This is a genomic window from Prevotella sp. TCVGH, assembly GCF_023522295.1.
Classification (GTDB): domain Bacteria; phylum Bacteroidota; class Bacteroidia; order Bacteroidales; family Bacteroidaceae; genus Prevotella; species Prevotella timonensis.
Genome location: NZ_QFFX01000002.1, coordinates 85,737 through 98,402, shown reverse-complemented (window position 1 = coordinate 98,402; position 12,666 = coordinate 85,737). Strand labels below are relative to the sequence as shown.

7 protein-coding genes are annotated in these 12,666 nt (G+C 42.8%); 3 read left to right on the top strand and 4 right to left on the bottom strand.

What is annotated here, in order from left to right:
- Positions 1-33 precede the first annotated feature (33 nt).
- The 3 genes from clpB to DEM91_RS00890 form a co-directional block, all read right to left on the bottom strand.
- Positions 34-2,625: an ATP-dependent chaperone ClpB gene (clpB, locus tag DEM91_RS00900; RefSeq protein ID WP_249857500.1), complete on the bottom strand. Its 2,592-nt coding sequence runs from the start codon at positions 2,623-2,625 to the stop codon at positions 34-36.
- Positions 2,626-2,900: 275 nt separating this feature from the next.
- Positions 2,901-3,194, bottom strand: coding sequence for a helix-turn-helix domain-containing protein (locus DEM91_RS00895; RefSeq protein ID WP_025072302.1), 294 nt, complete (start codon positions 3,192-3,194; stop codon positions 2,901-2,903).
- A complete protein-coding gene (locus DEM91_RS00890) occupies positions 3,194-3,544 on the bottom strand; it encodes a type II toxin-antitoxin system RelE/ParE family toxin (RefSeq protein WP_249857498.1) in 351 nt (116 codons plus the stop codon). The genes DEM91_RS00895 and DEM91_RS00890 overlap by 1 nt, the downstream gene beginning before the upstream one ends.
- An 841-nt stretch (positions 3,545-4,385) precedes the next feature.
- Between DEM91_RS00890 and DEM91_RS00885 the strand changes: the two genes are divergently transcribed.
- The 3 genes from DEM91_RS00885 to DEM91_RS00875 are packed head-to-tail and all read left to right on the top strand — an operon-like array spanning position 4,386 to position 11,843.
- Positions 4,386-9,911, top strand: a complete 5,526-nt coding sequence (locus DEM91_RS00885; protein WP_249857497.1) for an alpha-2-macroglobulin family protein — start codon at positions 4,386-4,388, stop codon at positions 9,909-9,911.
- On the top strand, positions 9,908-10,972 hold the full coding sequence (locus DEM91_RS00880) for a DUF1573 domain-containing protein (RefSeq protein ID WP_249857496.1): 1,065 nt from the start codon (positions 9,908-9,910) through the stop codon (positions 10,970-10,972). The genes DEM91_RS00885 and DEM91_RS00880 overlap by 4 nt, the downstream gene beginning before the upstream one ends.
- 4 nt (positions 10,973-10,976) lie before the next feature.
- Entirely contained in the window at positions 10,977-11,843 is an 867-nt protein-coding gene (locus DEM91_RS00875; RefSeq protein WP_036926533.1) for a 4-hydroxy-3-methylbut-2-enyl diphosphate reductase, read from the top strand.
- Here DEM91_RS00875 and DEM91_RS00870 read toward each other — a convergent pair.
- On the bottom strand, positions 11,840-12,613 hold the full coding sequence (locus DEM91_RS00870; RefSeq protein ID WP_249857495.1) for a ThiF family adenylyltransferase: 774 nt from the start codon (positions 12,611-12,613) through the stop codon (positions 11,840-11,842). The genes DEM91_RS00875 and DEM91_RS00870 overlap by 4 nt on opposite strands.
- Between the last annotated feature and the right edge of the window lie 53 nt (positions 12,614-12,666).

Below are 12,666 nucleotides of genomic sequence, written 5' to 3'. Positions count from 1 at the left end.
CGAGAGGTTTAGGTGCTTGTTCTTCGTTGTAGGTTATGCATTGCTAAACGTTAGTCCATCAGGTGTTCCATCAATCTTAATAGGACGATTGTTCATTACCTTACCAGCTAATAGCTTTTTAGACAAGTCGTTGAGTACATATCGTTGGATAGCACGTTTTACAGGACGCGCTCCAAACTCTGGATTGTAGCCTTTGTCACAGAGATAATCAATAGCTCCCTGCGTCCATTCAAGGCTAAAGCCTTGAGTTTGCAACATATGTTTTACGGCTTTCATTTGTAACTCAACCACGTTCGCAATCTCATGCTTGGTCAATGGCAAGAACATAATAGTTTCGTCAATTCTGTTCAAGAACTCTGGACGAATTGTCTTTTTAAGCATATTCATCACCTCAAGCTTTGTATGCTCAAGTTTCTCTTCTCGATTGAGGGGTGTCATATCCTGCATTTGTTGTTGGATATACTGGCTCCCCAAGTTAGAAGTCATGATGATAATAGTGTTCTTGAAGTTCACTGTACGTCCTTTGTTGTCCGTTAGTCTACCATCGTCCAATACTTGTAATAAGATATTAAAGACGTCTGGATGCGCTTTCTCTATCTCGTCAAATAGCACAACGCTATAAGGTTTGCGTCTCACGGCTTCAGTGAGTTGTCCACCTTCGTCATAGCCTACATATCCAGGAGGCGCACCGATAAGTCTTGACACACTAAACTTTTCTTGATATTCACTCATATCAATACGTGTCATCATGCTCTCGTCGTTGAATAGATATTCTGCCAACGCCTTTGCCAACTCGGTCTTACCCACACCTGTTGTACCTAAGAAGATGAACGATGCTATCGGACGTTTAGGATCTTGCAATCCAGCCCTACTCCTTCTTACCGCATCACTAACAGCTACAATGGCTTCATCTTGTCCTATCACCCGTCGATGCAGTTCATTCTCTAAGTGCAACAGCTTGTCTTTCTCGCTTTGCAGCATCCTTGTAACGGGTATTCCAGTCCATCGGCTTACTACTTCGGCAATATCATCGGCTGTTACCTCTTCTCTCACCATGCCTTCACCACCTTGAGTTGCCTTGAGTTGCTTCTTGACATTCTCAATATCAGCTTGCAAACTTTGTAGTTTTCCATACCTAATCTCGGCTACTCGTTCGTAGTTTCCCTCGCGTTCGGCACGATCGGCTTCAAACTTCAAGTGTTCAATCTCTTGTTTGTCTTGCTGAATCTTGTTGACCAAGTTCTTTTCGCTTTCCCATTTTGCACGGAACGATTGTTCTTGTTCTTTAAGTTCGGCTATCTCCTTGTCCAGCTGTTTAATCTTCACCTCGTCGTTTTCGCGTTTGATCGCTTCGCGTTCAATCTCCAACTGCTTCAACTTACGAGTCATCTCATCCAGCTCTTCTGGCAATGAGTCGCGCTCCATGCGCAGCTTAGCTGCCGCTTCGTCCATCAAATCAATAGCTTTGTCGGGCAAGAAACGGTCGCTGATGTATCGCTCAGACAACTGAACTGCCGCAATACAAGCATCGTCTTGAATTCTTACTTTGTGGTGATTCTCATAACGCTCCTTTAGTCCACGTAAGATAGAGATAGAGCTTAACTCATCAGGCTCTTCTACCAATACGGTTTGAAAACGACGTTCCAATGCCTTGTCTTTTTCAAAATACTTCTGATATTCGTTTAGTGTCGTGGCTCCTATGGCACGTAGCTCACCTCGAGCTAAGGCTGGCTTTAAGATGTTAGCTGCATCCATTGCACCTTCTCCACCCCCTGCACCTACCAAAGTATGAATCTCGTCTATGAAAAGAATGATGTCACCATTGACATGGGTAACTTCTTTAATGACGCTCTTCAGTCGTTCCTCAAACTCACCTTTGTACTTGGCACCTGCTACCAATGCACCCATGTCCAAAGAGTACAATTGTTTGTTCTTTAAGTTCTCAGGTACATCGCCTCGCACAATGCGGGCAGCCAAACCTTCCACAATAGCTGTCTTACCAGTACCTGGCTCTCCTATCAATATAGGGTTGTTCTTGGTACGCCGACTTAGAATCTGTAACACTCGTCTAATCTCTTCATCACGACCTATTACAGGATCCAACTTTCCTGCCCGTGCGTCGTTCACCAAATTTTTGGCATACTTCTCTAAGGCTTGGTAGTTTTCGTCTCCACTTTGCGTTTGAATTTTATCACCCTTTCTGAGTTCCTCGATGGCTTTACGCATCTCTTTTTCTGTACATCCAGCACCTTTCAAAATCCTGCTGGCTGTTGTAGTTACTGTGAGCAATGCTAACAATAAGGGTTCTAACCCTACAAACTGGTCACCCATACTTTGTGAGAGGTCTACCGTTGTTTGTAACACTTTATCAGTATCATTGCTAAAGTAAGGTTGTCCGCCACTCACTTTGGGTAAGTGGGCTATTTCGCTTTGCACAAGCTGCTGTATCTGTGAGGGATTGACACCTAACTTCTGAAAAATAAAGTTGGTTACCTCTTTCCCCTTGGTTAGCAACCCTTGCAACAAGTGTACTGGCTCTATACTTTGCTGTCCTGCTTGTTCTGCAATGCGCAAAGCCTCTTGAACCGTCTCCTGTGCTTTAATTGTAAATTTGTCAAATGTCATATCTTGTGTTCCTTTCTTTTTGTAAAATCGTTTCTCCTTAGAGTAGATTCAAAAGATATGCCTTTTAATTACAAGTGCCACAATGGCAGTCAGGTGTGCCTGTTTGTCTTCTTTGCACCGCTAAAGAAAGGAAGATTTTAATAAACCAAAAATAATGTATCCTGAAATTGTTCACTCCTCACAATTATATTTGGATAAACAAGGTCAATTCTTTCCTGAAACGACAACATTTATCCTAACAGGTGAACATTTTCGGTATCTTTTATAGAACCAGCCTAGAAAGAAACTTCAATATTTAGCTTTCCACCTAACCCCCGTTCTACCACATCAAAAAGTGTTTTTAATGTTATATTTTCACCATTACTTTCCACCTTAGATATAAAGGAGCGTTTCTTATTAATCCGATTGGCTAATTGCTCTTGCGTCATATTAAGGTGCTCACGAGCTTCCCTTATTTTCAATCCTATACGCAAAGATTCTAATTCGCGCTCTAACTCATCACGCTTAGGCGTGCCAACAGCACCATAATATTGATCCTTTATATTGTCGAGAGATTTTAGATTATTCATCATTTCCTTTCCTCCTTTTTATCGTTATAATAGTCGTTCATTATTTTTACAGCACGTTTTATTTCGTACTTTGGCGTCTTTTGTGTTTTCTTTTGAAAGCCACTTAGCAAGACTACAAGTTGGTTTCCATCAAAAATACAAAAGATGCGAAAGATGTTATTGCCCAGCTGTATGCGTATTTCAAACAAGCCATTCGTACCCTCGATATATTTAAGATAGTTTTGTGGAATACGCTCTATTTGCTCCACAATATCAAGGACCTTAATGATTTTCTTCTGAACTTTCTCATTTTGGTCCTTAAAAAAATCATCAAAGTATGTTTTATATGCAACAACTTGTCTGTATTTCATATCACAAAGGTAACTTATAAATTACATATATGCAAATTTTAAGGACATTTTCAAGTTAATGGTTGCTTTCCGTCCTCACAATTCTTTCATTGAAGGATAGAATTTTGCACCGAAAAACGCCCCTCAAAAACTGCATTTGTAAGATTGATATTATGCAGAATGAAAAGATAATAAATGCTGAATTATCTTTACAAAGTGCCTCTCATAACTCGCGTATAAACAACCAACGACAAAGTTGGTCGCAAATACGCAAGTTTTGAGCGGTGTTTGTAATCTGTTGTTATTGAATATGTTATGCCAATGTCTTGTCTTTTTCTTCTCTTTTTTACCTTTTCTTGGCGGCTGAAGCATTGAGATAAGCTTACTATTTGCATGCTTTAAGGCTGCTAAAGCATGTGAACAACAACTCTATTGTATGTTTTCAAGACCGTTAAGTCAATGTTTTAGCTTGAAAAGACATCTATCTTGGTAAAATCAGCCCATTTTTGTCCATCGTTTGCCTATTGATTTTTTCTATTTCGAAGATTTTAGATGGTCAATTTTTGGTAAAATAATAGGACAAAATATAACCGTTGTTTTTATCCAAACGGATAACGATTAACAGACGTAGCTTTTGCACTAAAGGGATTTTGTTGCTACAACCAATTGACCATTCACCACCTTCCTTCAACCAAAGAGCTGTGTCGCTTGTGAAACAAAAAAGTATTTTCTTTATCCCACAGACTTATAAATCACAAATTTTATGTACATTTGCATATAGTAGAGAGTAGTCTTCTTTTGAGATAGAAAAGAAGAATTGGTGGATTCACCAGCTCGATGTACATCTATAAAATATCAGGTTATGAATAGATTGATTACCTTATGGGTTATGGTATTGGTATTAATATCCTCTCCTATGAAAGCAGATAATTTCGCTGTTCGTTGGAAAAAGTACGAGCAGGCAGAACAGAAAGACCTTCCCAAAACTTCACTCCATGTGCTGGAGCAGATTATCAAGAAGGCAGAAACAGAACAAAAATACGGTCACCTCTTGAAGGCATCGTTTTTACACGGGTCGATAGCTACACAAATTTCGCCCGATTCGGCAACTGTCGAGTTGACTAAACTCAAAGAGAGACTACGCCAAGCAGAGCGCAATGACCGTGTTTTGGCGGCTGTGTATCAGTCGGCGTTGGGCAAGCTATATGCAGAGAATCTAACTTTGGGCGACAACAGTGTCACGTTGAGTGAACAATACTTCAAACAGTCGTTGGCAGAGCCTGCGTTGTTGGCTTCCTATAAGTCGGCAACGTACGAACCTTTTACGGTTTCGGGCGTAGACAGTAAGATTTTTAATCATGACTTATTGCATGTATTGGGCTTTGAAGCACAACGCTATGACCTTCTTCATCAGTATTATCTATCGCATGACAATCGACCAGCCGCCTGTATAACGGCGTTGTATGACTTGAGAGAAAAATATCGTTCGGACGTTTTGCAAGCTAAAAAGTCGAAATATATTCAGAAATTAGACTCGTTAATTGCTGTGTATAAAGACCTGACAGAGGCTGGCGAAGTGGCAATTGAACGTTACCGATGTATGGAAGATGCAGAGGATATCAGCGCAGAACAAAAGATACAATATATCAATTATGCGTTGATGAAATGGGGTGCGTGGTCAAGAATCAATATTCTTCGCAATGCCAAGACACGACTTACTTTGCCCACTTTCCATGTTTCACTCGGCGATGCGATGACAATTCCTCATCACGAACGGCAGGTAGTTGTCTTGCAGCTTTGCAATATCCAACAATTGAACATGGCGGTGTGGCGAGTGAATGTAAATGGAGACACCCAGTTAGACCCCAATGACGCCCGTGATTATGCACGTTTGCGACCGCATATCGATGCCAAGACACCAGTCTACACAACCAGTAAGCAATATGTTGGGATGCCCGATTATCAGATTGTGCGTGACACCATGACTATCAAGGGGCTGCCTGTTGGCGTTTATCTGGTTGAATTGACGACCGATAATAAGACGATAAAGCCACAACGAGCATTGCTCCGTGTCAGTGATGTCTACCTTTTGTCTCAGTCTTTGCCTCATCATCAATTGCGAATGGTTGCGGTGAGTGCTACTACTGGGCAGCCATTGCCAGGTGCCAAGATACAACTGAGAAAAGATGTGCAAAGCGGAAGAGCGTATAAGCAGCAGGTCTACACTTGCAATCAGGAAGGCGAAGTGACAGTGACAATAAAAGAGAACAGAACGTACTATGCTTATCCTTATACCCAAAGCGACAAGGCATGTGCGATGACTTACCTCAATGGTTATGGATTTTTCCCTAAAGAGAAGAAATCAGACGCTCTATATGTGCACCTATTTACTGATCGTAGCATCTATAGACCAGGTCAAACGGTGCACGCTTCGGCTATTGCTTATCGTTTAATCAATGGTAAGGAGACTACCGTTGCAACGCATCAAACGCTCACTTTGACCTTGAGAGATGCTAATTATAAAGAGGTGGGGGTACAAAAAGTGACGACCGATGAGTACGGTACGGCTGTGGCAGACTTTGTTTTACCTTCAACGGGACTCACTGGCACGTATTCTTTGCGCTCTAATCAGGGAAGAGACGCCTATGCGTCGTTGTCGGTTGAGGAATATAAGCGTCCCACTTTTTATGTTGAATTTGATACCATTTCAACGAAATATCAAGAGGGCGATACAGTAAGGTTGGCAGGACATGTGAAGAGTTTTGCTGGTGTTCCTGTTGCAGGAGCGCAAGTGAAATACACGATTACACGCTCGCCAATGCTTTGGAGATATTTCGAAATGAGGGATAGAACACAAAACGTTACGATAGACATGGATACCTTGGCAACCGATAACAGCGGAAAATTTGTCATCAATGTCCCCATGATAATGCCTGAAAAGAGCAACCAAGCACCTCAACATTATTCGTTCTTGACAAAAGTGGATGTAACCGATGGAGCTGGAGAAACTCATCATGCCGAAAATGCCTTGATGTTGAGCGACAAACCTACAACGCTTTTGTGCGATTTGGCAAAACAAAGTCGCATGGATAGCATCAAACCGATGACTTTTACTTACCTTAACAGCATGGGAGTAGCCATTGATGGAGACGTTCGTTACACGATTGACGGTAAATCGTATCATGTAAAAGCCAATCAACCCACGCTCCATGGATTGGAAAAGCTATCCTCTGGTGAACATCATTTAATAGCGGTTTGTGGACAGGATACATTGAACCACACCTTCTATACATTCTCATTGGACGATAAGAAACCTGCCTTTAAGACTTCTGACTTCTTCTATCTTACCGATACAACATTCCCTAACGATGGCAAACCTGTGCAACTGATGTTGGGTTCTTCGGATTCCAATGTGCATGTGGTTTATTCTTTCATTGCTGGCGACCGTGTGATTGAGAGTGGAAGTTTGGCTATGAGCAACCAAATTATCAAGAAAAAGTTGAAGTACCAGTCACAATATGCCGACGGACTGCTATTGAATTACGCTTGGGTGAAGAATGGAAAATGCTACACGCATAGGCAACTCATTGCGAAGCCTCAACCAGATAAAAGGCTGATGTTGACATGGAAGACCTTCCGCAACCGACTCACACCAGGGCAAAAAGAAACATGGACCTTACAAATAAAGACTCCTAATGGCAAGCCTGCCAAAGCACAACTCATGGCAGTGTTGTTCGATAAAACGCTGCAAGAAATCAAGGAACATGCATGGAGATACTACATTCCGTATCAACCAGCATGGGCTACTACCTTTTGGGAAAAGCCTAACATTGGAAATGCAATGCTTTATGGCGATGCACCGTTTACACCATTGCGCGAAACTCCTATCAACTTTACTCATTTTGACGACGTGTTTGCTGATTTTGGACAGAGTGATGAAGTTGTTGCAATTGGCTATGGAGGCGGTGTCAGGACGCGGGCACTTAGTAAACTAAATGCCATGTCCAAGGCAGAAGCGTTCAGCGAAGAGACAATGAGTGTGGATGGGGTTCATGATGACAAGTCTTTACAACAAAAACAGAAAGAAGCAATGTCCGCATCGCAAGTGGATTCTTCGACAAAGTCGAGTACTCAGCCCACTATTCGTGAAAACTTTAATGAAACGGCTTTCTTCTTTCCTGCCTTGATTGCAGATGACAAGGGACAAGTAAGTTTGAAGTTTACGTTGCCAGAGAGTGTGACAACATGGCAATTCATGGGGTTAGCTCACGATGAGGAGATGCGCCATGGCTTGTTAATGGACGAAACGGTGGCGCAAAAGACCGTCATGATTCAGCCTAATATGCCTCGTTTCGTACGCAAGGGTGACCAGCTTACCCTTTCGACACGTGTGATGAGTACTTCTCAACGCATTGAAACAGGAATGGCACGTATTGAACTTGTTGACCCAGCCACCGAGAAAGTGGTGTTTACCCAACAAAAGTCGTATGAGTTGCAGCCCGAGGCAACTGATGTAGTTACCTTCGCTATCGATATAGTTCAACTGTTGAAAGCGCATCCGAAGTTGTCTCTACTCGTTGTACGCTTTACGGCAAAGGGTAAAAACTATAGTGACGGGGAGCAACATTATCTGCCTATTTTGACCGATGACGAATGGGTTACTACCACCGTACCTTTTACCTTGCATGACAAAGGGGTGAAGACCATTGATTTGCAAAAGCTCTTTCCTACTCACGATGACCGCAACTTGCTGACCGTAGAATATACCCAACAGCCAGCATGGTTAATGGTTCAGGCACTTCCCAACATGGGGAATATAGACGATGACAATGCCATGAGTTTAGTGGCGGCTTACTATGCCAATAGCATTGGGCAACATTTGTTTAACGAAGTGCCACAACTACAATCTGTTATTAAATTATGGAAGCAGGAAAAGGGTAAGGAAACATCGTTGACCAGTGCGTTAGAAAAGAACAAAGAACTCAAGACGGTGCTCCTGAACGAAACTCCTTGGGTGATGAATGCACAGAATGAGACCTACCAACAACAGCAATTGGTTGAGTTCTTCGATAGCAATATGATGTCTTATCGTTTAACTTCGTTGCTTCAAAAACTATCTAAATTGCAAAATACGGATGGCTCTTTCAGTTGGTGGAAAGGCATGTCGGGCAGTCGCTACATGACAGTTGCTGTTGTAATGACCCTCGCTCGGTTGAATACACTCATCGGTCAGCAAACCTCAACACAGTCCATGATAGCATCATCATTACGCTTTTTGGATAGAAAATTGAGCGAAGAGGTTGCTGAATTGAAAGCAAGACAGGCGAAAGGAGAGAAAGATTTATTCCCTTCTGAATTTGCTTGTAACTGTCTCTACACGTATGCGTTGTTGGATAAGCGTAGCAATGGAAATATAAACTATATGGTGAACTTGCTCAGCCAACAGCCCACAGTCTTGTCTATCTATGGTAAAGCCAGAACGGCAGTGATACTTTCGATTTACGGAAAACAAGCCAAAGCCAATGAATATTTGCAGAGTATACAGGAATATACGGTGTACACCGAGGAGATGGGACGATATTTTGATGCGCCACGTGCCAACTATTCTTGGTTCAGCTATCGCATTCCTACACAAGTAGCCGCTATTGAAGCGATGAAGCTCTTAAAGCCTAACGACCCCAGCATTGAGGAGATGCAACGCTGGTTATTACAGTCCAAGCGTACGCAAGCATGGGATACGCCGATAAACAGTGTCAATGCTGTTTATGCTTTCTTGCATGGACAGACACAAAAACTAACAATAGGCGCTCAATCCGATTGCTTTCAACTCAATGGGCAACCGCTTGAAATGCCCAATGCCACAGCAGGATTGGGCTATGTGAAGACAGCTAAGACAGGAAAAGATATGCGACAACTAACGATAGACAAAACGTCAGTTGGTACATCTTGGGGAGCTGTCTATGCTCAGTTTATGCAAAAGTCGACCGAAGTGGTTGACCAATCCTCTGGACTCAAGGTGACACGCACGCTGTTGCGTGATGGTAAACCCGTACAGACTTTCAAAGTTGGCGATAGAGTGACTGTGAGATTGGTTGTGGAAGCCAATCGTGATTACGATTTTGTACAACTACAAGATAAGCGTGCTGCCTGTCTTGAACCTCTGCATCAAAGAAGCGGATATGCTTGGGGGTATTACTATGCACCCAAAGATAATGTGACCTCGTATTATTTTGATCAGCTTAGCAAAGGGAAGCATGTGATAGAAACAGAATATTTTATAGATAGAGCCGGCACATACCAAACAGGAATTTGTACCATTCAATGTGCGTACAGTCCTGATTTTAATGGAAGAGCTGCAGGTCAGACATTGAAAATAAACGAAAAATGAATAGAATAATTATTGCATTGACATTCCTTGCGCTGCCTGTCCTTGTTCATGGGCAGCAGATAAGGGCAGTAAATGAAGTCATAGATTGTGGACAAATCATCTTTAAGCATCCAGTTACCGCTGAATATGAGATTAAGAATACTGGGCATCAGGATTTGTTGATTAACAAAGTGATGACCGATTGTGGGTGTACTACTGTGGACTATCCACGCAAGCCGATAGCTCCGCAGACGTCAGCCACTATTAAAGTGGTGTATGATAGCAAGTTGTTGGGAACATTCCAAAAGCAAATAGCACTCCTTAGCAATGCCTCTACCCAACCCTACCTCTTGAGGTTGAGGGGCAAGGTTGTGGAAGAAATTGTCGATTTTGCAGGAGATTATCCTTTTCATCTCGGTGAACTCCAAACCGATGTTAATAACATTGAGTTTGATGATGTGAACCGTGGTGACCGTCCTCAAATCAAAATTCATATTAAAAACACCACAAACGAGATGGCAGAGCCTGTACTGATGCACCTTCCTTCTTATTTGCAAGCAGAAATGTCACCGTCGCGATTGGCTCCAGGGCATGCAGGTGTCGCCACCGTTACACTCGATTCGAGGAAGATACGTGATTATGGACTTACGCAAACAAGCATTTATTTAGGCTTTGTTCCTGGTGATAAAGTGGCTCCAACCAAAGAACTGACGGTCTCTGCAGTACTCTTGCCCGACTTCAAGGACGCTGGCGAACAGGCTCGAATAGCTATGCCAAAAATGCAACTTTCGGCAACAACCCTCCATTTAGGGAACTTTGGTAATAAGAGAAAGCAGTCTGGAAGAATCTTGATTCAAAATATGGGGCGAGCAACCTTAGAGATTGAGCGGCTTCAGATGTTTACTGGCGGTATAAAAGTTGCTATGAACAAATCACGCATAGAACCAGGTAAGGTCGCTAAACTCAAGGTAACAGTGGTAGAAGAGGAATTGAAAAAGGTGCGTAGCAAGCCTCGTGTCCTCATGATTACCAATGACCCCGACCAGCCAAAGGTGATTATTGACATTGAAGTGGAGAAGTAGTGTGATGATTCAGATAGAAATAGACAGTGGGAGTGGCTTCTGCTTTGGGGTGACAACAGCGATACAGAAAGCACAGGAAGAATTAGAAAAAGGCGAAACCTTATATTGTCTTGGCGACATAGTGCACAATGGCATGGAGGTGAAACGGCTGCATGAGCAGGGCTTAGAAACCATTACACATCAAGAGTTGCAAAATCTTCACAATGCAAAAGTGTTGTTGCGCGCCCATGGAGAGCCTCCCGAGACGTATGCGTTGGCGAAGAAAAACAACATAGAGATTATTGATGCGACCTGTCCTGTGGTGTTAGCATTGCAGCGTCGCATCAAGAAACAGTTTGATACGCATCAGGATGCACAGATTGTGATCTTTGGAAAAAATGGGCATGCAGAAGTGTTGGGACTCGTAGGTCAAACGCAGAACAAGGCTATCATCATTGAAAATTTTGAAGATGTCAAGCAGTTGGACTTTTCACGGGATATTTATCTGTATTCGCAAACAACGAAAAGTCTTGATGAGTTTCATAGAATAATTAGTTATATCCAAAACCATATAGCCTCTACTGCTTCTTTTCGGAGCTTTGACACCATTTGCCGACAGGTGGCCAATCGAATGCCCAACATTGCAAACTTTGCATCGAAGCATGATTTAATTCTGTTTGTGAGTGGACGCAAGAGTTCCAATGGACGAGTGTTGTACATGGAGTGTAAGCGTGTAAATCCCAATAGTTATCAAATAGAGGATGTAGATGAGATAGATTTCAACTGGCTTCAGGGTGTGCAGACCATTGGGATATGTGGTGCCACCAGTACGCCAAAGTGGCTCATGGAGAAATGTCGAGACCACATCCTTGCTCATTTACAGGATTGTTAATCAGAAGCTGCGTTCTTCATTCGTATCAAATCCTTTACCACCTCGCCCCCTAAAATTAGTCCTGCCGTTGCAGGTACAAAGGCATTGCTGGCTGGTATCGTTCGTTTTTGGTTGGTGGTAGGTGCTTTTACCGTTTCTTCGAGAGGTGAGGTAGATGTTGCTGTCGACTCTATTTCAAAGGGCTTGCGAGGTGGCTCCTCGCTGTAAACCACTTTAAGGTGTGTAATACCCATTTTTCGGAGTTTCTTTCTTAGTACCTTCGCCAGTGGATCCATTGCCGTTTTGCTGATGTCTGCCACCTTGAACTGGGTGGGGTCTATCTTGTTGGCAGCTCCCATACTGGCTATGATGGGCAACTGTAGTTGATGACACTGTTTCACCAATTCTATCTTAGCCGCCATGGTGTCAATGCAATCTACGACATAATCACAGGCGGACAAGTCTACCTGTTCTGCCGTTTCTGGCAGATAAAACAGGCTATGGGTATGCACTTTGCAGCTGGGATTGATGTCTAAAATGCGTTGGCGAGCCACCGCTACCTTCTTTTGTCCTAAGGTGGAGTGCAATGCCACCAACTGTCTGTTGAGATTAGAGATACTCACTTCATCGTTGTCTACTAATGTCAGTTCGCCCACACCGCTCCTTGCCAGTACTTCAACAACGTAACTACCCACTCCTCCTACGCCAAAGACCGCAACGTGTGAGTGCTTCAGCGTTTCTATGGCAGAGCTTCCAAACAGCATTTCCGTACGGGTAAATTCATTTTCCATCACGTGTTTTTTTGCAATCAGTGCGCAAAGTTAATGAAAATATCGCACTTTTT

Coding starts and splice junctions, on each gene's coding strand:
- DEM91_RS00870 (WP_249857495.1), bottom strand. CDS start 12,613: ATGGAAAATGAATTTACCCGTACGGAAATGCTGTTTGGAAGCTCTGCC.
- DEM91_RS00885 (WP_249857497.1), top strand. CDS start 4,386: ATGAATAGATTGATTACCTTATGGGTTATGGTATTGGTATTAATATCC.
- clpB (WP_249857500.1), bottom strand. CDS start 2,625: ATGACATTTGACAAATTTACAATTAAAGCACAGGAGACGGTTCAAGAG.
- DEM91_RS00895 (WP_025072302.1), bottom strand. CDS start 3,194: ATGAATAATCTAAAATCTCTCGACAATATAAAGGATCAATATTATGGT.
- DEM91_RS00875 (WP_036926533.1), top strand. CDS start 10,977: ATGATTCAGATAGAAATAGACAGTGGGAGTGGCTTCTGCTTTGGGGTG.
- DEM91_RS00880 (WP_249857496.1), top strand. CDS start 9,908: ATGAATAGAATAATTATTGCATTGACATTCCTTGCGCTGCCTGTCCTT.
- DEM91_RS00890 (WP_249857498.1), bottom strand. CDS start 3,544: ATGAAATACAGACAAGTTGTTGCATATAAAACATACTTTGATGATTTT.